The organism is Streptosporangium sandarakinum (assembly GCF_013409935.1).
Classification (GTDB): Bacteria; Actinomycetota; Actinomycetes; order Streptosporangiales; family Streptosporangiaceae; genus Streptosporangium; species Streptosporangium nondiastaticum.
In genome coordinates this window covers 594,055-614,915 of sequence record NZ_JACCCO010000003.1, presented here as the reverse complement: position 1 = coordinate 614,915, position 20,861 = coordinate 594,055, and the positions used below count along the sequence as shown (strand labels likewise).

Below are 20,861 nucleotides of genomic sequence, written 5' to 3'. Positions count from 1 at the left end.
TCCCGGTCGCGGTCCCGCCGTCGTGGACGGCCGCATCGTTCACCGGGTCCAGCGCGCAGCAGGCGGACGTCCTGGAAGACGAAGGAGACCAGCCGGTGCAGCTCCCGGCCGTCGATCTCGCGCAGATCGGCGCCGCCCAGGGTGACCGAGCCGCGGCCCAGCTCGACGACCGCCGGCAGCGGCGCCAGACCCGCGACGGCGCCGATCACCTGCCGGATCACCACGGCGGCGAAACCCCACCCGTAGGGGCGCAACAGCTCCGCCGTACTCCGTCCCGCCGCGCCACTCGGACAGCGAGAACCCGGGGTTGCCGGCGTTCGCGGCGATCGAGGGGTAGTCGGCCATGGTGTCGGGCCAGTCCGTGCCCGGGTAGGCCAGCACCTGGGCGTGCAGCGGCGGGCCGTCCTCGCGGGCGCGCAACGCGACGAGCGCGGCGAGTGTTCCGCCGGCGCTCTCGCCGAGGACCGCGACGGCCGCCGGGTCGACGCCCCAGCCGGCGGGGTCCTCGAGAATCCGGGCGAGCGTGTCGTAGCCGTCCTCGATCGGCTCCGGCAGCGGGTGCTCGGGGGCGAGGCGGTAGTCCACCGACACGACCACCGCCGGGCAGTGGGCCGCGAGGTGACTGTTGAGCCAGTCGTTCTGCGCGGGGACTCCCACGATGAAGCCACCGCCGTGGAACGAGAGGATCAACGGCAGCCTCGGACCGGCGTTCTTCGGACGATGCACCCGCAGCTTCAGGCGACGGCCCGGAAGGGCGATCGTGCGCTCCTCGATGCCGGCACGGCGGTCGGGCAGGCCGGTGATGATCCGTGCCGCCCGGGACGATCGGATGCGGTTGACCTTCCGCCTCGCGGCGATCACCTGGTCGTCGGTGAGCGACTCCCAGTCCAGGGTGTCCCTGAGCATGATGCGGGCGCCCAGTGGGGCCTTTTCTTTCAAGATCGTCCTTCCGGATGAAGACGTCAGGGGGTGGGCCCGGGGTCCCGCCTAGGGTTCGATCCGCTTCTCCAGCCGGCTGCCGTGGGGCAGGGTGACGGTCATGATGTTGCTGGGGATGTCCAGCTCGATGCGGTGCCACCGCCCGCGCGGGACGATGGCGGCGGTTCCGGCCAGGAGCCTGATCTCTTCCTCCTCCTGATCCGGCCGCTCCGGGCGGAGGTAGAGGCGCATCTTCCCGATGAGGCAGGACACGATCTCCTCGGCCTCGGGGTGCACCTCCCAGTGGTCGGCGTGGACGTCGGCGCCGGTCTTCGCGTGGAAGGCCGTCAGCCGCCAGCCGTCCCGGCCGGGGTCCGCCGCTCTCCTCCCGGCGTGGATCTCACCGCCCCGGTGAAGGTGGACGACGGACGCGAAGAGGTCGATCGGGGCGGTGGTGGTCATACGAGGATTTCCTTCCGGTGACCGTCGGCCTGTCCGGTCCGTGACGGCGGGCCGGTCCGGGGCAGGACGACGAGGGCGCCCCCGGCGGCGTTCGTCGCGCTCCACACCCCGAAGGCCCGGACGCGGGCCCTGCCCGCGGGGAACGTCGCGGTCAGCAGCGCCAGCGCGGCCGGGGCCAGCGCGGCGGCCCCGATGCCCTGCGCGGCGCGGGCGGCGACCAGATGGCCGGGTTCCTGGGCGAAGCCGCCGGCGAGCGAGGCGAGGCCGAACAGGCCGAGTCCGAACAGCAGGACGCGCCTGCGGCCGTACCGGTCGGCGGCCTTGCCGCCCAGGAGGAGCAGCCCGCCGAAGGTGAGCGCGTAGGCGTGGATCACCCAGGTCAGGCCCGCCGCGCTGAAGCCGAGGCCGGCGGCGATCCGCGGAAGTCCGACGTTCACCACCGACAGGTCCAGTGACACCATGAACTGCACGACGGCCACCGCGGCGAGGGTGGCCCCCGGCCGGGTGGCCCGTCCCGCCGCCGCTTCCCCGCCTCTCAGCACGGCTCGGTCCTCCGCGCCGTTCCCGTGGCCGCGGACCCGCCCGTACGGGGTCCGGGTGCGAGGGGTGACGGCCGGCGGCTCCCCGGGCTCACGTGGCGGAGCCCGCTCTTTGCTCGGATCGTGTGCATGCCGGACATCGTGCTGTCCGGGCCGGTCTGCGGTCGTCATGCCCGGGAAGGCTCCTCCGCCTGACACCGGGGAAGCAGGGCCGGCCCCACTACATCCCGGGGAGTAGGGATTCGTTACGACGTACCGGGGACGACCTCCGGCGGGAAAGATCGTAATCTGCACGGATGAGGTCTGTGGAGGGATGGCGGCCGCTCGCCCAGGACGGCCTGCTCGCCGCGGTGATGGCCGCCCTGCTGTCGGTCGTCGTGCTCGGCACGCCGGGCACGGGCGCGGCGGATCTCGCGGCCGCCCTCGCCGGCTCGCTCGCGCTCGTCGCCTGGCGGCGGGCGCCCCTGGTGGCGCTGCTCGTCGGCACGGCCTGCATGCTCGTCGTCACGGCGCGCGTCCAGCCGGGCCCGCCGGCATCCTTCCCCGTCCTGGTGTCGGTGTTCGCCACGGTACGGGCCGGCCACCGGCTGGCTCCGGCGCTGGCGAGCGTGGTCTTCCTGGGCGTGAACCTCGCGGCGAACCTCCCCGGGTCCGACGGGCCCGTGCAGGTTCTCCAGGACGCCTCGCTGCTGGTCGGCTGGTTCGTGGCGGCCGGGGTGGCGGCGACGGTGACCCGGCACCGGCAGGCGTACCTGGAGGAGGCCGAGCGGCGGGCCGCCGAGGCCGAGCGCACCCGCGAGGAGGCGGCCCTGCGCCGTGCGGGTGAGGAGCGGCTGCGCATCGCCAGGGAACTGCACGACTCGCTCACCCACAGCATCTCGATCATCAAGGTCCAGGCCGGGGTGGCCGTCCACCTGGCGCGCAAGCGCAGCGAGGACGTGCCGCCCGCGCTGCTGGCCATCCAGGAGGCCGGCGGTGACGCCATGCGCGAGCTGCGCGCCACCCTGGAGGTGCTGCGCGACCCCGGCCACTCGGGCGACCCCGACCATCCCGGCGGCTCCGGCGGCTCCGAAGGCTCCGGCGGCTCCGGCGGCGAGGTCGCGGCCAGCGGTCTCGACCGGCTCGGCGGCCTGGTGGAGCGGGCCCGCTCGGCCGGGCTGCCGGTCACGGTGACGATCTCCGGCACGCGGCGGGAACTGCCGCCCGAGGTGGACCGGGCCGCGTACCGGATCGTCCAGGAGGCGCTCACCAACGTCTCCAGGCACGCCGGCGGGGCGGCCGCGGCGGTACGCGTCGGCTACGCCGACGAGGAGCTGGTCGTGCAGATCGACGACGACGGCGGGGCCGACCCGGCCGCGCCGCCCGTGCCCGGCACGGGCCTGCTCGGCATGCGCGAGCGCGTCGCGGCGCTCGGCGGCCGGCTGCGGGCCGCGCCCCGCCCCGGGGGCGGCTTCACCGTACGCGCCGAGCTTCCCCTCGGGGAGCCCGTACGCGCCGGGCTCCCCCTGGGAGGGGCGTCGTGATCCACGAGCGGCCCCGGCCCCGGGGGTGCACCGGTTCGCCCCGGACGACCGGATCCGGCGGGCCGATTCGATCACCCGGATGATTCCGCAGAGGTGGAGACGTCACCGGCCGGTGTCCCGCCGTCAACGGATGGACGTTTTCGTGATCTTGATGTGATGATGGGCCGCCATGCCGTTCGCAGCGAAAGACGAGAGAACGATGACCTCTGCTCCGATGAGGACCGCGATCGTCACGGGGGTGAGCCGGCGCGTCGGCATCGGCTACGCCATCGCCCGCGAGCTGGCCTCCGTGCCGATGAACGTCCTCGCCTGCTCGTGGTCGCCGCACGACGCCGGCCAGCCCTGGGGCGCCGACCCGCTGGGCGCGGAGGGGGTCGTCGCGGCGCTGCGGGAGGAACTGCCCGAGGGCGCCGGGACGGTGGGGCACCTGGCGATCGACCTGGCCGACCCGGCGGCGCCCGGTGAGATCGTCGCCGCCGCCCGCGAGCGGTTCGGCCGGGTGGACGTCCTGGTCGCCAACCACGCCCGCAGCTCCGAGGCCGGGATCGGCGCGCTGACCGCCGAGGAGCTCGACCTGTGCTGGGCGGTCAACGTCCGGGCGACCCTGCTGCTGGTGCAGGAGTTCGCCGCCCAGCCCGACCTGGACGGCGGGCGGATCATCACGTTCACCTCCGGACAGCATCTGGAGCCGATGCCCACCGAGCTGCCCTACATCGCCACCAAGGGCGCGGTGCAGCAGTTGACGATGAGCCTCGCCGCCCCGCTGAGCGCCCGCGGCGTCACCGTCAACTGTGTCAACCCGGGGCCCGTCGACACGGGATACGCCTCGCCCGAGGACCGGGAGTGGCTGTCCGGCCGGCATCCGCGGGGCCGGTGGGGCACGGCGGAGGAGACCGCCGGGCTGGTGCGGTGGCTGGCCGGCGACGAAGGTTCCTGGATCACCGGCCAGACGATCGTCAGCGACGGCGGCTGGTCGCTCCGCAACGGGGTGCCGCCCCGCGCCGGTGCCCCCGTCCAGCCGCCGGATCCGTCCGGCGGCCGGTGAACGGGCGGTCGCCGGACCACTGAACCGGGAAGGCGCCCGCCCCGCCCGGCGGGACGGGGATGTCGGGGGAAGGCCCTACGGTATTGGGCGTGCCAGAGACCGACCAGGAGATCACTCTCGACGCGGCCCTCACCGAGGAGGCCGTGCTGTCGACCTACCGGCGGATGTTCGCCGCGCTCGCCCGCGACAGCGGCGCGGTGGTGGACGACCCCGTGCTGGTCGACATCGCCGAGACGCTGTTCGCGGCGTTCGCCGAGGCCGGCGAGGAGTGGCTCACCCACGAGCAGATGCGCCACGTCTGCCGGGCCTACCCGCTGGAGATGTTCGAGAACCGCCTGCGGGTGCTCAGGGGCCTCGGCGCGATCCGCGAGGTGTTCCCCAAGCCCAACCAGCTCCGCTACCGGGCGTCGTTCACCAGCGTGGTGGGGCTGATGTTCGTCCGGCGGATGATGGCCGACGGCGGCCAGTCGGAGATGCACCGGCTGCTGGCACTGGAGGACCTCAACGTCGCCGACCCCCGTACGACCATGGAGGAGGCGCGCCTCAGCGCGCGGAACCTGTCACGGGCCTTCCGGCTGTGGGCGCTGGAGCTGATCACGCTGGTCGGCGGCACCATCGAGGAGCTGCGCGAGCAGGCGCCCAAGCTGTGGGGCACCGAGGAGATCGCCCGCCGGGCGCAGAGCCTGCACGCGACCATCCTGACCCGCTGGCCCGAGCTCGACCGCACCTGCACCGAGCTGCGCGCGGCGATCTACGCCTACAGTGACGCCTCCCGCCGCGCCGCCGGCCGCCTGGCCGACTCGGCCGGCACGACGCGGAACCTCACGCTGCTGCCCGCCGAGACCTGGCGGACGTTCGCGCAGACCGCCGACAAGGAGCGGCTCGCGGCCGTGCTGGACGACTTCGCCTTCGACGCCCCGGCGCCCTGGCACGACCCGGCGGCGATCGTCCGGGCGGTGGACGAGAGCCCCCGCCCGGCTCCGGCGCAGCCCACTCCCCCGCGTTCGATCGTGCCCGACCCCGGCCCGGCCGGCTCCCACGACGCCGAGGCCGGCGACGGCGTCCTCGGCCGCCTGGCCGCCGTCTCCGAGTCGGTCCTCGCCGGGCGGCCGTCCGCCCCGCTGGAGGAGGCGCTCGCCGCGGGCGGCGAGTGGGTCTCGGCGCGCCGCCTGCTGGCCGACCTCGTCTCGGCCGACCTGCGCCCGGAGTCGCCCTACCGGCTGCGCTGGTCCGACGGCCTGACGGCGGTCCCGGGCGCGGAGCCCGCGTGGCTGTCGCACGGCCACCTGGAGCGGACGGACGCGGGGGCGGAGAGGGCACCCGAGCCGGCGCGCGGCCATCCGGGGAGAACGGCCGGGGCGCCCGAGCCGGGGCGTGGCCGTCCGGAGGGTTCGGAAGGTCCGGGAAGGACGGATGATGACGCCTGAGCTGATGCACGCGCGTGCCCGGTCCGCCGGGCCGCTACCGCTGGGCCCCGGCGAGCCCGCCCCGGCCGGCATGCTCCGGGCGGGCCTCGGCGACGGCACGGGTACGGCGCTGCCGGCCTGGCCCGACGGCGCGACGCCGTCGCTGCTGGAGGAGTACCAGGTCGCGCCGGTGGCGGTGGAACGCTCCGGGGAGACCCGGCGGGTGCTGGCGGCGGCGCTGAAGTGCTGCTGGACCGACCTCGCCGCCGACCCGTGGCCGGGCTCGCCCGCGCCGGTGGACGAGGTGCTGGCGGCCTACCGCGCCCTCATCGGGCGCGGCGACGACCTGATGCGCAACTGGGCCGTCGGCGCGCTGCGCCGCCTGCACGACTCGGCCTGGCTGACGGTGGAGGCCGGCGTGGTACGGCTCGGCCCGCGCTGCGCGTCCTGGCCCGCCGAGTCGCACGCGCAGCTCCGGGAGCTGCTGCGCCGCCTGCCCTCCGGCGCGGAGGGCGCCGTCCGGCCCGCCGTGCTCCCGGTCCTCGCCGAGGACGGCGAGGGGGCCCGGGAGACGGCGGCCGGCCCGGACGGGGACGCCGGGGAGCCCGGGGAGGTCACGGCGGCCTCGGAGGTCACCGCCGCCGCGGATCTGGACGCCGACCTGCTGGAGGCGTTCGACGAGCGGCGCCGGGCCGAGATCGTCGCGGCGTTCATGGCGGTCGAGCACGCCGCCGAGCCGGTCCACGAGGCCCGCTTCCCGGCGCTGCGCGACCCGGCGCCGCGCCGTACGGTCGCCGAGATGCTGCGGCGGCGCGGCCGGGTGCTCGTCCAGGGCCGCGAGACGTGGATCTCGGGATACGCCGACGAGGTGGGCGCCGCGGTGAGCGGGACGGTCGGCGAGGCCGAGCGGGCGGTGCTGACGCTGGTGCTGGTCCACTCGGTGGCGATCCCCCGGGCCGAGGGCGTGCTGCCCGCCGACAGCTGGCTGTCGCCGTTCCCCGCCCCGGTGGAGGAGCTGCGGCGGCACACCCGGCTGCCGGTCGGCGCGCTGGACGCGGCGCTGCGGACGCTGCGTCACGCGGGCCTGGTGACGCAGGTCAAGGCCGGGGAGGAGGCGGGCGGCTATGTTCCCGGCCCGCAGTTCCACCGGCTGACCCCGGCGGCCAGGCGCCGCCTGCAGGAGGAGCTCATCCTGGCCGCGGGGCCGCACACCCCGCTGGCCACCGCCATTCGGGCGAACCGTCGAGGAAGGGAAACACAGGGGTGACCACCGGACAGCCGGATCGGGCCGCGCGGGCGGGACGGGGCGCGAGGGGCCGCCGCGCGGCCGGCGCCGCCGAGGACGCCGCGGGAAGCACCGCCGGAAGCACGGCCGCGGAACCGTCCAGAACGGCGGAGGAGGCGGAGGCCGCGGCGGCGCGGGCGCGCGGCAGCCAGATCGGCCTGGTGCCGGTGGAGGTCAGGCCCGCCGCGCCCGACCACGACGTGGTCGGCGACCGCGTGCTGATCGCCGTGCAGGCGGTCAACATCTCGCGGCTGTCGACCCACCCGGTGCCGATCGTGCCCGGCACGCTGATCGTGGTGGCCGGGGCCGGCCCGAAGGACTCCAACGGCGCGGGCAAGTCGTCGTTCATCGCGATGATCACCGCGTTGCTCGGCGACGAGCAGTGGCGCTTCGCCTCCGGCGCCAAGGCGGTGGCGGAGCTGCTGTTCAACGCCGAGCTGGCGGCGGGCGGCGGCGCCGGGACGTGGGCCAGCGCCGACCACGGCTACATCGTGGGCGTCTTCGCCCCGCCCGGCTCGGTGGACGACGCGGTCACGGTGTGGCTGCGGGTCAACCAGGAGGCCCCGCACCTGGAGATCCGGGTGGTCCCGGGCATCAGGCCGGCCTCGGCGCCCTCGGAGGCGGAGCGGGTGGCATTGGCCGACGAGGTGTGGGCGTCGCTGCCGCGCTCGGCGGGCCGCCGCGACGTGGTGGCGCGCGACCTGACGAGGTTCCTGTACGGCGACCGCGTCAGGTGCGTGTCGTTCCTGTCCACCTCGGTGCGCAGCAAGGTCGCCACGAACCTGCTGTCCCAGCCGTTGAACGAGATCTCCCCGGAGCGGGTGTTCGAGGCGATCGCCGCGCTGACCGGCCTGGACGCCGAGCTGGACCAGGAGCGGGAGGCCCGGCGCGACGAGCACGCCAGGCGGGTGCGGGCGACGCGGGCCGCGGAGCTGCTGACGGACTTCGAGGAGGAGTCCCGGGAGCTGCTTTCGACCTTCGACCGGCGCGACCGGGCCCGGGTGCGGCTGGCCGGGGCGATGCGTTCCTGGCGGGGTCGGCTGGCGCGCAGGCTCGCCGACGCGGCCCGCCGGGACGAGGCGCTCGCCGCCGAGCTGGAGCGGCTGCGCGAGACGGGCGGCCGCGCGGCCGAGGCGATCGAGACGGTGAAGGCGGAGATCGCCACGCTCCGGGACGACTCGCTGGAGCGCTCCCTGGCCGGGGCCCGCCGGGAGCTGGCCGCGTTGCAGGCCCGCGCGGCCAAGCTGGACGCCGACCGGGCGGTGGCGGAGAACGCGGCCGACGAGCTGCGCGCCCGCGTCCCCGGGCTGGAGGAGCAGCGGCGGCTGGCCGACGGCCGCGACGTGGCGACGGCCGAGGCCGAGCTGGAGCGGGCCAGGGTCGTTCTCAACGAGGCGCTGAAGGCGCTGGGCGTGGCCGACCGCGAGGTGGACGAGGCGAAGGCCGCGCTGGACGACGCCGAGGGCGGTCCGGCGGCGGCGCAGCTCGACGCGCTCGCCGCGGCCGGGGTCCGGGCGACCGGCCTGCTCGACGCGATCGACGTCGCCGAGCAGGCCCGCGACGACGAGGCCGCGGCGGACCACGTGGGACGGGCGCTCCTGGCCGCCCGGGGCTGGCCGCAGGAGCACGCCGTGATCGTGGACGCCGCCGATCTTCCCGAGGCGGCGCGGACGCTGACCGCGCTGCCCGGGTCGGTGCTGGTCAGCGCGGCGGGCATCACGGTCGTGGGGTCGTTCGAGGCGGTCGCCACCGGCCGCGAGGCCCGGATCAAGGCCGCCGAGCAGCGGCTGCACCGGGCGCGGGACGTGCAGGAGGCCGCCGCCGAGGCCGTACGGACCGCCGAGGACGGCATGGCGGAGGCGGCCCGGCGGCTGGAGGGGGCGCGCGCCGCGGTGCGGCTGGCCGACGTCGAGCGGCGGCTCACCGAGCGGCGCGAGGTCCTCACCGGCCTCGTCGCGGCCCTGGCCGAGGCCGCGCCGCGGGTGGCCGAGGCCGAGCGGGAGGTCGCCGCGCTCGATTTCCGCGCCCGCACCAGGAGCATGGAGATCGAGCGCCTGGAGGGCCGCCGGGCGCGGCACGAGTCCGAACGCGACCAGGCCGCCGAGCAGGCGGCGAAGGTGCAGTCCGACCGTGACGCGCTCGCGCTGGACGCGATGGCCGCCGACTGGGGCGGCACGGTCGCCGGGGCCGGCGAGTGGCTGGAGGCGCTGGGCGAGGACGAGCGCCCGCTGACGGCCGAGGAGTGGTGGCGGGCGGCCGAGCGCCACCTCGACGAGGCGCTGCGCGACACCTTCCCCGGCGAGGACGAGGAGATGCCCGAGGAGCTGCGGTTCCTGATCAGGGAGCGGACCGAGCCGGGGGCCGGGCGCACCGCGCGCGAGCAGGCCACGTTCCCCGGCGTCTGCGCGGCGCTGGCGTCCTACCTGCGCGGCCAGGAGGAGTACGAGCGCCACCAGCGCCGCCAGATCGAGACCCAGCTGGAGACCCGCCGCCGCGACCTGTCCGCCGCCGCCAAGGGGGCGGAGGAGGCGGCGCAGTCCACCGCCGTGCACCGGGCCGCGCTGACCGCGGCGGTCAAGGCGCGGCTGGCGCGGGTCGCCGAGGAGTTCGAACGGCTCGACCTGGCCTACGGCGGCTACGGCGCGACGCTGGACTTCCCGGTGCCGCCCGCGCCCGCCGACCCCGAGCAGCGCTGGGCGTGGCGGGTGACGCCCCGCTGGCGGCGCGGCGAGGGGCAGGGCTACGTGCCGTACAACCGGCGGGCCAACACCGCGCTGATGGACGAGAAGGCGGTGAAGCTGGTCTGCGCGGCGGCGATCGCCTCCTCCGGCGGCGGCCACCTGTGCCTGGTCCTGGACGAGCTGGGCCGCAACCTCGGCAAGGAGCACCGCAGGGAGGCCGTGGCGCTGTTCCGCCGGATCGGCGAGACGTACGGGATCACGGTGATCGGCGCGCTGCAGGACGACATGGAGCCCTACGCGGTCGACGCCTGCGGCCAGTACGTCAAGCTGCGCCGGTCCTCCGACGCGATGCCGTACAACGAGCCGCCGGTGATCATCGGTCATGATCGCCACGCCGAGCGGGTGCGTGCCCTGGCGGCTGCGGTGAGCAGATAACCTCTGCGCAGGTTCTATTTCGGAAGTATCGGGGGAAACGGTGTCGGCGACACCGCTGGAACAGGCACCTCCGCGGCGTGACCTGTATCTGACCATGGCGCTGGCGCTGCGCGTGGGCGAGTTGCTGCTCGGCAGCGGCGAGTCCAACGAGACGGTCTCCGGCGCCATGCGCCGCATCACCGACGCGTACGGCGTGCCGCACAGCGAGGCCGACGTCAACCTGTCGGCCATCACTCTGTCGCACGTCCCGGCGGACGGCGGCGTGCCGGTCACCGTCGAGCGGCGGGTCCGCCGCCGGCTGCCCGACTACGACCGGCTGATCGCGGTGCACGCCCTGGTCGCCGAGGCCGCCGCGGGGGCGCTGCCGCTGGAGGAGGCGCAGGCGCGGCTGCGGCGGATCACCCGGCGGGTGCGGGTGTACCCCGCCTGGTTCCTGGTGACGGCGGTCGCGACGGTGGCCGCCTCGGCGAGCATCCTGGTCGGCGGCGGCCTGCGGGTCGCGCTCGCCGCGTTCGCCGCCACCGTGCTGGGCGATCGGGCCAGCGCGTGGCTGGCGGGCCGGGGCGTGGCCGAGTTCTTCCAGATCGCGGTGGCGGCCATGCTGGGCTCGCTGGCGGCGGTGCTGCTGATCGCGCTCGGCGTGCAGGTGCGGGCCGAGGCGGTGGTGGTCGGCGCGGTCGTCGCGCTGCTGCCGGGACGGCTGATGGTGGCCTGCGTGCAGGACGGCATCGCCGGCGAGTACGTCACGGCGACGGGCCGGCTGTTCGAGGTCTTCTTCGTCCTCGCCGCGGTCGTCTCCGGGATCGGCGTCACCCTGTACACCGCGGTCCGCCTGGGCGTGCCGCTGAGCGTGGAGAACGTGCCGGCCGCGCCGCTGCTGCTGGAGCCGGCGCAGCTTCTGGGGTCGGCCGGGGTGACGCTGTCGTTCGCGGTGGCGCTGCTCGTGCCGCCCCGGCACCTGGTGGCCGCGGTGATCGGCGGCACGCTGGCGTGGGTGGTCTTCGTGCTGCTGTGCGGCGGGGACGTGCCGGTCGTGCTGGCCACGGCCGTCGCCGCGGCGGCCGTGGGCCTGTTCGGCTCGGCGTACGCCAGGGCGGCCAAGGTTCCGTCGCTGGTGATCACGATCCCGGCGATCGGCACACTGCTGCCGGGAACGGCCCTGTACCGCGGCATGCTGGAGACCAACCTCGGCCACCCCGACGCGGGCATGTCCAGCCTGCTGCAGGCCCTGTCGACCGCCCTCGCCCTGGGCGCCGGGGTCATGCTCGGCGCGGAGATCATGCGGGCGGTCACCGGGTCCGACCTGGCCCGGCGGGTACGGCCGGCCGCCCGGCGGGCGCGCAGGCCGTTCATCCCGCGCCCGGCGGCCCGCCGCACCCGCGGCTCCTGACCGCCCGCGGCGGGCGGTCAGGAGAGCTCGTACACCGTCACGGTCACCGCGCCGTCCGGCGGGCCGGCGGGATCGTCGCGACGCCTGGTCTGGACCCACACCCGCTTCGTGCCCGGCACCGGCTCGACGCCCGTGATGTACGCCCCCGGACCGCCCTGCCGCAAGGTGATCCTGGTCCACCTGCCGTCGCGCAGGTTGAGCACGTAAGGGGAACCGGAGGCGGGGACGGCGACGGTCCACGGGCCGCCCGCCGGGACGGCGCGCACCGCGAGGCGGCCGGCCGTACCCCCTGACCGGCGGGGATCAGACGCCGGTCACGGAGAGGGTGGAGCCGCGGCGTTCCTTACGGACCCGCAGCTGCGCCGGGACGCGGGTGCGCAGCTCGGCGACGTGGCTGACGATGCCCACGGCCCGGCCGCCGTCGCGCAGGCCGTCGAGGATGTCGAGGACGCCGTCGAGGGTGTCCTCGTCGAGCGTGCCGAAGCCCTCGTCGACGAAGAGCGTGCCGATCTCCACTCCGCCGGCCTCGGCGGTCACCACGTCGGCCAGGCCCAGCGCGAGCGCCAGCGAGGTGATGAAGCTCTCCCCGCCGGACAGCGTCGCCGGGTCGCGGTCCACGCCGGTCCAGCCGTCCAGGATCCGCAGGCCCAGCCCGCCGCCGGATCTGCTGCGGTCCCCGGCGGAGCGGCCGAGGTTGTGCTCCAGCAGGTAACGCCCGCCGGACATGTGGTCGAGCCGTTCGTTGGCCGCCGCGACCACCTGGCGCAGCCGCTCGCCGAGGACGTAGGACGACAGCCGCATGTTCCACCGGTTGTCGGTGGAGTTGCCGCCGGTGAGGGCGGCCATCCGCTCGGTCAGGCGGTGCCGTTCGGCGGCGGGCAGCCAGCGGTCCAGGCACCCCTCCAGCTCGGCGCGGAGCACGGCCAGCCGCTCCCGGCGGGCCTCGGCGCCGTGCAGGGCGGACCGCAGGCCGGCGTGGGCCTCGTCGGCGGTGTCGTGGTCCCGCCGCAACCCGTCGAGGTCGGGCTCGGGCTCCGCGGCGGCGGCGACCAGCTCCGGGTCGGCCAGCATCGCGGTGACGGCGGCGCGCTCCTCGTCGAGTTCGCGCAGCCGCGCGGCCTTCTCCTCCTGTTCGGCGGGCGGGCGGACCGCCGAACGGGCGTCGTCGGCGGATCGGAAGCCCGCCTCGGCGACGGCGGCCAGGGCGCGGGTCCGCGCCGCCTCCAGCTCGGCGGCGGTGACCCGCTCCTCCCTGGCGGCCTCGGCCGCCTCCCTGAGCAGCTCCGCCTCGTCGGCCAGCCGGTCCAGCCGGTGGGTCAGGCTCGGGTCGTCACCGCGGGCCTCGTCGAGGCGCGCGGCCAGCCGCTCCGCCTCGGCGGCGAGCTTGTCGGCGTGCGTACGGCGGGCGGCCAGGGTGACCGCCAGCTCGCGCGAACGCTCCCGCGCCGCCTCCAGCTCGGCCGCGGCCCGGCCGGCCTCCCCGGCCACCGCAGGTTCGGCCGCCGCGGACTCCCGTAGCCGGGCCAGGGCCCGCTCGGCCTCCTCCAGCCCGGCCACGGCGTCCGCCACGGTCAGGTCGGCGGCGGCGCACGCGTCGCGGTGGGCGGCCTCGACGTCGGCGGCGCGGACGGCGGCGGCGAGCGCGGCGGCCAGCAGCGCGGCCTCCCCGGCGAGCCGGTCGCGGCGGTCCTGGACCGTGGGGTCGGCGCCGCGGGCGTCGTCCAGCCGGGTGGTCAGCCGGTCGTGCTCGGCCCGCCAGCCGGACCGGCGGGCGCCGCCCTCGGCCAGCGCGCGGGCGGCCTCGGCGGCCCGCCGCCGCGTGTCGTCCAGCTCCGCCGTGAGGCGGCCGGCCTCCGCGGTGAGCGCGGCCTCGGTCCCGGCCGCGGCGGACAGGTCCGCCAGCTCGCGGCGGGCCTCACCGAGGGCCTCCTCGGCGGCGGCCACCGTGAGGTCCCCGGCGACCGTGAGGGCCTCGCCGAGCCGGGAGTCCAGGGCGGTGACGGCGACCTCGGCGGCCCGCCGCCGTTCGGCCGCGGCGTCGTAGGCGCCCTGGGCGGCGCGTTCGTCCTCGGCGGTGGGGGCCTCGGCGGCGGGCGCGGCCGGGGCGGGGTGGTCGGGCGAGCCGCAGACGGCGCAGGGCTCGCCGGGCAGGAGCTTGGCCGCCAGTTCGGCCGCCATGCCGTCGATCCGGGCCTGGCGGAGGTCGAGGTGGCGGTCGCGGAGCCGCTGCGCGTGGTCGGTGGCCCCGGCCAGGGCCGTACGGGCCTCGGCCAGCTCCGCGTGGAGCCCGTCGCGGCGGCGGGCGGCGTCGAGCCGGGCGGTGGCGGCGTCGACGACGGCCCGCGCGGCGGGCATCCGGGCCGCCCGCGATCTGACCTCGGTCAGCTGGGCGGTCACGTCGTCCAGCGCGGCGGGGAGGTCCCGCTGGGCCTCCTGGAGCGCGGCCTCCCGCGCCCCGGCGTCGGCCAGCTCGGCGTCCAGGGCGGCCAGCAGGCCCTCCAGCTCGGCGAGGCGCTCCTCGTCGGCCCGCAGGCCCTCCAGGGCGGCCAGTTCCTCGCCGCGTTCGCGCTCGCGGGCGGCGAGCGCCTCGCGCGGCCCGGCGGGGTCCGCGGCCGGGCGGAGGGCGCCCGGGAGGGCGGCGAGCCGGGCGGCGACGTCCCGGCGGGCCTCCGCCAGCTCGGCGGCGAGGCGGTCGCGGTGCTCGGCCGCCGCCAGGCGGGCGACGGCGGTCTGCCGGACGGCCTCGGCGGCCGGGACGCGCGCCGCGTCGAGGCGGACCGCGGCCAGGCGGGCCTCGGCGTCCTCGCGCAGGCCGGGCAGGACCGCGAGGCGGGCGTCGGTCTCGGCCTGGGCCGCGCCCAGGGCGGTGATCTCGGCGTCGGCGCGCTCGCGCTCCTCGCGGATCCGCGCCAGGCGCGCCTCCTCGGCGCGCAGCTCCGCCAGCCGGCTGATCTCGGCGCGGCGGTCGCCTTCCAGGCCGGCCAGGCGGTCGGGGGTGACGTCCGCGGCGATCGCGACGTCCACGGCGTCCGCACCGTCGGCGGCGATCGCACCGGCCGCGGTGATCGCAGCGTTCACGGCGTCGCCGGAGACGCCGAGCAGGGGCAGGGCGCGGGCGAGGGCGTCGGCGGCCATGTCATGGGCCTTGCCGGCGGCCTCGGCGCGCTGCTCGACGGCCTGCAGGAGGGGCAGCACCCGGTCGGCGCGGGCCGCCTCCGCGAGGATGATCTCCAGGTCGGCCCGCTCCTCGGCGGTCTCCTCCAGGGCGTGGCCGCGCGCCAGCGCGTCGGCGTGGCGCCGCCGCCGGTCGGCCAGGGCCATGCCCCGCTCCAGGTCCGCGCGGGCCCGCCGTACCGCCGCCTCGCTGTCGGCGCGGGCCAGGCCCGCCCGGGCGGCCTCCCGCGCGGCGAGCGTCTCCAGGGCCGCGGCCCAGCCCCGCGGGTCGTCCTCGGGGTCCGGCGCCGGGGCGGGGACGGCGGTGGTGCGCCCGGCGTCCCCGGCACCCTGTGCGTCGGCGGTGGCGTCTCCGTTCGCCGTATCCCCGGTGTTCCCGGTGTCTCCAGCGTCCCCGGTGTCCCGTGCGTGCCCGGCGGTGGCGTCTCCGTTCGCCGCGTCCCCGGCGGCGCCGGGCGTCCCGGACGCCTCGGAGCCGGCGGCCAGGGCGGCGAGGAGGGCCGGGCCCGCGGCCTCCTCCAGGCGCTGGACGGCGAAGTCGACCTCCCTGCGCATCGTCTGCTGCTCGCGGTGGGCCTCGGTCCGCCGTTCGGCCAGCCAGGTCTCGGCGGCGGCGTAGAGCCGTACGGAGAACAGGCGCTCCAGGACCCGGCGGCGGTCCTCCCCGTCGGCGCGCAGGAACCGGGCGAAGTCGCCCTGGGGCAGCATCGCCACCTGGAAGAACTGGTCGGCGTTCATGCCCAGCAGGTTGCCGATCAGCTCCCCGGCCTCGTCGACCCGGGTGGTCAGCCCGAGCCACTCCCCCGAGGGGAGGAGCTCCTGCAGCACGGCCTTCTCGTTCTCGCGCGTGGTGCCGGTCCCCCTGAGCTTGGGGCGCTGCCAGGCGGGCGAGCGGGTGATCCGCAGCCGCCGCCCCCGGACGGTGACCTCCAGGGCGACGCTCGGCCCCCGGCCGGGCGGGGCGTGGTCGCAGCGCAGGCTCTTGGCGCTGTCGCGCCTGCCCGGCACCCTGCCGTACAGGGCGTAGCAGAGCGCGTCCAGCACCGTGGTCTTGCCCGCGCCGGTGGGGCCCTGGATCAGGAACAGCCCGGCCTCGGTGAGGGCGTCGAAGTCGATCTCCTCCTCACCCGGGAAGGAGCCGAAGGCGCTGATCCACAGACGGTGCGGGCGCATCTACGCCATCGCCTCCTTGGCGCGGCAGGCCTCGACGGCCTCCTGGAGCAACCGGGTCTCGTCGTCGTCGGCGGCCTCGCCGCGCACCTCGCGGACGAAGTCGAGCGCCACCTCGATCTCGGGGCGGCCGGCCAGCCGCGGCCGCGCCACGGTCTCGCGGACGCCGCCCTCCGGTTCGAAGGAGAGCGCCAGGGTGTGCTCGAAGCGGGCCCGGAGCCGTTCCATGGCACCCTTCGGCCGGATCGGGTCGGTCAGCGTCACGTGGAGCCAGTGGTCCTCGTGGCGGGCGTGCTCGGCCGCGGTGAGCAGGTCGTCGAGGCGGCCCCTGAGCGTGGCGACCGGGCGGGGCACCGGCGCCTCGGCGAACTCGGCGCTCACCTCGCCGCCGGGCGCCAGGTCCACCAGCCAGGAGCCCTTGACCTGGCCCTCCTCGGAGAAGGAGTAGGCGATCGGGGAGCCGGAGTAGCGCACGGTCTCACTCATCCGCTGGCGGCCGTGCAGGTGGCCCAGCGCGACGTAGTCGACGCCGTCGAAGGCCGAGACCGGGACGTGGGCGACGCCGCCGACGCTGATGTCGCGCTCGCTGTCGCTGGCCCGGCCGCCGGTCACGAAGGCGTGGGCCAGGACGACCGACCGGCCACCCCGGCGCGCCAGGTCGGCGCGGACCAGGGACATGGCGTGCCCGAGCGCCGCGGTGTGGGTGCGCTCGGGCAGCTCCCACGGGCCGCGCACCAGCTCCGGCTCCAGGTACGGGATGCCGTAGAACGCCACGTCGTCGATCACCACGGGCTCGCCGGCCCGGTCGGGGTCGGTGCGCAGGTGGACCCCGGCGGCGTCCATCAGGCCGGCGCCGAACCCGAGGCGGCGCGCGGAGTCGTGGTTGCCGCTGATCAGCACCGTGCGGACGCCCTCGGCGGCCAGCCGCCGCAGCGCCTCGTCGCACAGCCGCACCGCGTCGACCGAGGGCAGCGCACGGTCGTAGACGTCACCGGAGACCACGACCACGTCCACTTTTTCGGACCGGACCGTCTCGACCAGGTGGTCGACGAAGACCCCCTGGGCTGCCAGGAGGCTCTCGCGGTGGAACGAACGGCCCAGGTGCCAGTCCGAGGTGTGCAGCAGGCGCATGTCACCTCAAGCTAACAGGCCACGGCGGCAAATGTGGCTACTTGCGTCACATGGGAAACGCCCCATGTCCTGTGGGCACTGGGCTGGGTACTCTGGATGATCAGGGGGACCGTACCGGTCGCGTACCGGTGGTGGGGTCCTACCGCGAGGCGGGTGACGATCGGGAAGCGGGTCGGCATGCGGGTTGGCCGGGGCGCGGTGGGTGCCGCCGCGGGCGTATCCATGATCATTCTCGCGCTGGTGGGCCACGTCCTGCCACCGCCGTTCGACCCCGCGCCGCTGAGCGCCGGGCCCGTCTTCCGGTCGCTGCCCGCCCAGCCCACGGCCGAGCTGCGGCCGGTGTCCGCGACCGCCCCGATCACCACGCGGGACATCGTCGTCGACGTCGGGGACGTGACCCTGGAGGCCACCGTACGGGCGCCCCTGACACCCGGCCGGCACCCGGCCATGGTGTTCGTCCAGGGGGCCGGTCCCGGCCTGCGCGAGGAGTTCGCCACCCAGGCCGAGTGGCTGGCCAGGGCGGGGATCGTCACGCTGACCTACGACAAGCGCACGGCCGGCTACGACTTCCGCGACCGCGACTTCGGCCTGCTCGCCGGCGACGCGCTGCGCATGCTGTCCCGGCTGCGCGAGCGCCCCGACGTCGATCCGGCCCGGACGGGCCTGTGGGGGGTGAGCGAGGGCAGCTGGGTGGTCCCGATCGCGGCGGCCGGGAGCGACGACGTCTCCTTCGCCGTGCTGGTGTCGGCGCCCAACGTCTCACCATTGCGGCAGGTCACGTGGGCGATGGGCGAGCAGCTCGACCGGCTGCACGCGCCCGGCGGGGTACGCGACCTCATCATCAGGGCGATGAGCGCGGTCCACATGAACTTCCTGCGCTACGACGGGACGCCCGTGCTGCGCCGGGTCCGTCAGCCGGTCCTCGCCCTGTACGGCACGCGCGACCCGTCGATACCGTTCGTGGAGAGCAGCCGGGCGCTCACCGACGCGCTCACCGCGGGCGGCAACGCCGACTACACGATCCGCTACCTGGACGGCGCCGACCACGGGATGCGGATCCACGGCGGCCCGTTCGTCCGGGCCTACCTGCCGACCCTGGCGAACTGGGTCAACGGCCTGCCCGGCACCGCGCGGCCGGGCGTGCGCGTCGCCGGAGCCACCCCCGTCCAGCGGTTCGAGGCCAGCGACCCGCCCAGCGCCCCCTGGTACGCCGGAGGCGCGGTCCTGACGTTCGCGCTCTGCCTGACCCTCGCCGGATACGTCGCCGGGCCGGTGGCGGAGATGGTGGTGCGGCGGCGCGGCCGGCGGCCGCACGCCGAGACCTGCGCGCTGGTGTGGCCGCCGATCCGCCGACGGCTGCGCCGGATGGCGTGGACCGGCGCGGGGCTGCTGGCCGCGGTGGCGGCGTTCCTCACGCTGCTGGTGCTGTTCTCGGTCAACCAGGCGGGGGCGTGGCCGGCGGTGCTCTCCGGCTGGCTCGTCATCCGGATCCTCGCGGTGCTCATGCTGGTGCAGGAGATCACCGCCGTCGCGGCGGTCGCCTCCGGGATCGGGCAGGGCTGGCGGCCGAGCCGCGCGCAGCGTGTGGCGATGGCGGGGGTGCTGGGCGGCACCGGCGTGCTGCTGGTGGCCGGCGCCTACTACAGCCTTTACGCCTTCCCCTGGTAGCGGCCGGCCGGGGCGGCGCGCCGTACGGCCGGGCGGGTCCGGCGAACTCGTGAGAGCGGCCGGACGTGCGGGCCGGTCAAACGTAGCAGGAGAGCCAGCGGTCCATCTCGGCGAACACCTGCTTGCGGACCGGCTCGGCCGACAGCGCCAGGTCGTGCACGCCGCCGGCCATCCGCACGCACGTCACGTGGGGCCCGATCCGGGTCGCCCAGCGGGCGATCTGCTCCGGGTCGAGCACGACGTCGGCGGCCTGGGCCTCCGGCGCGAAGTCGCGCAACCGCAGCCCCCGGGCGGCGCAGAGCACCAGGACCGGGACGTCCACCCGCAGGCCGGCGTGCAGGCGCCGCTGGGCCCGGCGGATCGCGGCCAGCCAGGCCGCGTGCACCGGGAAGCCGCCGATCGGCTTCCACTCCAGGTCGAAGTCCCACTCGCCGTGATGGTCGCGGTGCAGGCTGGCGCCGTAGGCGGTGGCGATGCCGAGGGGCAGTACGGCGCGCCGCGGCATCCTCGCCATCGGCCCCTTCAACAGATCGGCCGCGATCCGCAGCGGGGCGGGGACGTTGAGGTCGAGGAAGGGGCTGTTCAGCATCAGCCCCTGGACGAGGCCGCGGCCGCGGACCCGGTCGGCCCACAGCGCGGTCACCAGGCCGCCGGTGGAGTGGGCGTTGAGGACGACCGTGCGGTGACCGTCCCGCTCGCGGACGATCCGGACCGCCTCGTCGATCTCCGGGAAGTACTCGGTGACGCTGCGCACGAACCCGCGGGTCTGGTGCGGCAGCAGCGAGCGGCCGTACTTGCGCAGGTCGAGGGCGTAGAAGTCGAGTCCTCTGGCGGCGAAGTGCTCGGCCAGGTGGGTCTGGAAGAAATAGTCGGTGAACCCGTGGACGTACAGCACGGCGCCGCGCGCCGATGCGGCGGCGCGGCGGCGCACCAGCGTGGCGACGACCTTCCCCTCCTCGTCGTCGGCCATGGGCAGGACGGTGAGCTCGTAGCCGGGGCCGAGGACGTCGGTCGCGGGGCCGGCGTCCCCGCCGGCCTGGTCTCCGGCGAGGGGGTCGGGGGCGGCGGTGCCGTGCTCGGTCTCGGGGGAGGACATGGGCGGCATCCTATTTCAGGACGATCCGCTTCAGGACGATCGGCGGGACGACCGCCCACGGATCATGAGCCGATCTCCTGCCATCGCCCGGCGAGTACCAGAGGCTCACACGGCGATGCGTCTGTCCTGTGCCGTGCCGTGGAGGCGTCCCGGCGGGGGTTTCCGGCCGCGGGCGACCGGCAGGAGGTCCTGACAGGATGCGTCGTTCGCGGCGCGGCTCGTACCTCCGCTGCCCGAAGCCGGGGTGCCCTAGAGTCGCCGCATGCGACGAAGGACAGGACTGGCGATGGCCGGGGCCGCGGCCCTGGTCTGGGGCGAGTGGTTGAACTGGCGCTGGTCTCGGGCTCTTGTGGGAAGCGGTGAGGGCGATTCCGAGGCCGTGGTCGTGCTGGGCTACCGGAACCCCCAGGCGACGGCGAACTTCGTCAACCGCTGGCGGGTTCGTGCCGGCATTCGCTCCATCGCCGCCGACCGCCCGCATGGCACTCGTGTGATCTTCAGCGGCGGTGCGGCCGGCGGCGCCGCCGCGGAGGCCCGGCTGATGGCCGACTACGCGAAGTCGGTGCTCAGGTTCGACGGCACAGTGCTCCTTGAGGACCGAAGCGCGACGACATGGGAGAACATCGCGAACGTGATCCCACTGCTTGAGGACGTCGACCGCATCAAGATCGCCTCTCAGCCGGCTCACGCGCTCAAGGCCCGCGCGTACTTACGGCGACGGCGCCCTGATCTGGCCAGGAGGCTCGTGCGTGCGGATGACTACCGCCCTGGCGAGTGGATGGTCGTCAAGCCGCTGCTGGCTCTGTACGGACTCTGGACGCTTCGGGGTCTCAAGGCCGACGAACGGAAGGTCTCGCCGTAGGCGGCCGCTGTCGCGCCGGCGCACTAATGGTGGTTCTTGAGGGCCGCTGTCGCGTCGGCGTCACGAACGGTGGTTC

The 20,861-nt window shown here is 76.0% G+C and carries 15 protein-coding genes; 8 read left to right on the top strand and 7 right to left on the bottom strand.

Features of this window, described 5'->3' with window-relative positions; genetic code table 11:
* Nucleotides 1-39: 39 nt before the first annotated feature.
* The 3 genes from HDA43_RS29150 to HDA43_RS29140 are packed head-to-tail and all read right to left on the bottom strand — an operon-like array spanning nucleotide 40 to nucleotide 1,922.
* Nucleotides 40-939 carry an alpha/beta hydrolase gene (locus HDA43_RS29150; protein ID WP_218912676.1) on the bottom strand — a complete coding sequence of 300 codons (900 nt, stop codon included), beginning with the start codon at nucleotides 937-939 and terminating at the stop codon, nucleotides 40-42.
* 48 nt (nucleotides 940-987) lie between these two features.
* Nucleotides 988-1,380, bottom strand: coding sequence for a cupin (locus tag HDA43_RS29145; protein WP_179827320.1), 393 nt, complete (start codon nucleotides 1,378-1,380; stop codon nucleotides 988-990).
* On the bottom strand, nucleotides 1,377-1,922 hold the full coding sequence (locus tag HDA43_RS29140; protein ID WP_312873598.1) for an MFS transporter: 546 nt from the start codon (nucleotides 1,920-1,922) through the stop codon (nucleotides 1,377-1,379). The genes HDA43_RS29145 and HDA43_RS29140 overlap by 4 nt, the downstream gene beginning before the upstream one ends.
* 293 nt (nucleotides 1,923-2,215) lie before the next feature.
* On the opposite strand from HDA43_RS29140, the gene HDA43_RS29135 reads away from it, so the two are divergent.
* The 6 genes from HDA43_RS29135 (at nucleotide 2,216) to HDA43_RS29110 (ending at nucleotide 11,684) form a co-directional block, all read left to right on the top strand.
* A complete protein-coding gene (locus HDA43_RS29135) occupies nucleotides 2,216-3,442 on the top strand; it encodes a sensor histidine kinase (protein WP_179827319.1) in 1,227 nt (408 codons plus the stop codon).
* 199 nt (nucleotides 3,443-3,641) lie between these two features.
* On the top strand, nucleotides 3,642-4,487 hold the full coding sequence (locus HDA43_RS29130; protein WP_218912675.1) for an SDR family oxidoreductase: 846 nt from the start codon (nucleotides 3,642-3,644) through the stop codon (nucleotides 4,485-4,487).
* Between the two features lie 89 nt (nucleotides 4,488-4,576).
* Entirely contained in the window at nucleotides 4,577-5,914 is a 1,338-nt protein-coding gene (locus HDA43_RS29125; protein ID WP_312873597.1) for a hypothetical protein, read from the top strand.
* Complete coding sequence (locus HDA43_RS34525) at nucleotides 5,904-7,160, top strand: helix-turn-helix domain-containing protein (protein WP_218912674.1); 1,257 nt, start codon at nucleotides 5,904-5,906, stop codon at nucleotides 7,158-7,160. Before HDA43_RS29125 ends, HDA43_RS34525 begins: the two co-directional genes overlap by 11 nt.
* A complete protein-coding gene (locus HDA43_RS29115; RefSeq protein WP_312873596.1) occupies nucleotides 7,157-10,294 on the top strand; it encodes a coiled-coil domain-containing protein in 3,138 nt (1,045 codons plus the stop codon). The genes HDA43_RS34525 and HDA43_RS29115 overlap by 4 nt, the downstream gene beginning before the upstream one ends.
* Before the next feature lie 40 nt (nucleotides 10,295-10,334).
* On the top strand, nucleotides 10,335-11,684 hold the full coding sequence (locus HDA43_RS29110) for a threonine/serine exporter family protein (RefSeq protein WP_179827318.1): 1,350 nt from the start codon (nucleotides 10,335-10,337) through the stop codon (nucleotides 11,682-11,684).
* Between the two features lie 17 nt (nucleotides 11,685-11,701).
* On the opposite strand, the gene HDA43_RS29105 is transcribed toward HDA43_RS29110, so the two are convergent.
* The 3 genes from HDA43_RS29105 to HDA43_RS29095 are packed head-to-tail and all read right to left on the bottom strand — an operon-like array spanning nucleotide 11,702 to nucleotide 17,159.
* Complete coding sequence (locus tag HDA43_RS29105) at nucleotides 11,702-11,950, bottom strand: hypothetical protein (protein WP_179827316.1); 249 nt, start codon at nucleotides 11,948-11,950, stop codon at nucleotides 11,702-11,704.
* A 37-nt stretch (nucleotides 11,951-11,987) separates the two neighbouring features.
* Nucleotides 11,988-16,031 (bottom strand): AAA family ATPase, encoded by a 4,044-nt coding sequence (locus tag HDA43_RS29100; RefSeq protein WP_179827315.1) that lies wholly within the window; start codon nucleotides 16,029-16,031, stop codon nucleotides 11,988-11,990.
* Nucleotides 16,032-17,159, bottom strand: a complete 1,128-nt coding sequence (locus HDA43_RS29095) for an exonuclease SbcCD subunit D (protein ID WP_179827314.1) — start codon at nucleotides 17,157-17,159, stop codon at nucleotides 16,032-16,034.
* 153 nt (nucleotides 17,160-17,312) lie between these two features.
* Between HDA43_RS29095 and HDA43_RS29090 the strand changes: the two genes are divergently transcribed.
* Entirely contained in the window at nucleotides 17,313-18,827 is a 1,515-nt protein-coding gene (locus HDA43_RS29090; protein WP_312873595.1) for an alpha/beta hydrolase family protein, read from the top strand.
* Between the two features lie 76 nt (nucleotides 18,828-18,903).
* Here the strand turns inward: HDA43_RS29090 and HDA43_RS29085 are convergent, their stop codons facing one another.
* Nucleotides 18,904-19,923 carry an alpha/beta hydrolase gene (locus HDA43_RS29085; RefSeq protein ID WP_179827313.1) on the bottom strand — a complete coding sequence of 340 codons (1,020 nt, stop codon included), beginning with the start codon at nucleotides 19,921-19,923 and terminating at the stop codon, nucleotides 18,904-18,906.
* A 262-nt stretch (nucleotides 19,924-20,185) separates the two neighbouring features.
* Here HDA43_RS29085 and HDA43_RS29080 point away from each other — a divergent pair, with 262 nt between their 5' ends.
* Nucleotides 20,186-20,785 carry an ElyC/SanA/YdcF family protein gene (locus HDA43_RS29080; protein WP_179827312.1) on the top strand — a complete coding sequence of 200 codons (600 nt, stop codon included), beginning with the start codon at nucleotides 20,186-20,188 and terminating at the stop codon, nucleotides 20,783-20,785.
* The last annotated feature ends 76 nt before the right edge of the window (nucleotides 20,786-20,861 follow it).

Coding starts and splice junctions, on each gene's coding strand:
- HDA43_RS29145 (WP_179827320.1), bottom strand. CDS start 1,380: ATGACCACCACCGCCCCGATCGACCTCTTCGCGTCCGTCGTCCACCTT.
- HDA43_RS29135 (WP_179827319.1), top strand. CDS start 2,216: ATGAGGTCTGTGGAGGGATGGCGGCCGCTCGCCCAGGACGGCCTGCTC.
- HDA43_RS29130 (WP_218912675.1), top strand. CDS start 3,642: ATGACCTCTGCTCCGATGAGGACCGCGATCGTCACGGGGGTGAGCCGG.
- HDA43_RS34525 (WP_218912674.1), top strand. CDS start 5,904: ATGACGCCTGAGCTGATGCACGCGCGTGCCCGGTCCGCCGGGCCGCTA.
- HDA43_RS29100 (WP_179827315.1), bottom strand. CDS start 16,031: ATGCGCCCGCACCGTCTGTGGATCAGCGCCTTCGGCTCCTTCCCGGGT.
- HDA43_RS29095 (WP_179827314.1), bottom strand. CDS start 17,159: ATGCGCCTGCTGCACACCTCGGACTGGCACCTGGGCCGTTCGTTCCAC.
- HDA43_RS29085 (WP_179827313.1), bottom strand. CDS start 19,923: ATGTCCTCCCCCGAGACCGAGCACGGCACCGCCGCCCCCGACCCCCTC.
- HDA43_RS29080 (WP_179827312.1), top strand. CDS start 20,186: ATGCGACGAAGGACAGGACTGGCGATGGCCGGGGCCGCGGCCCTGGTC.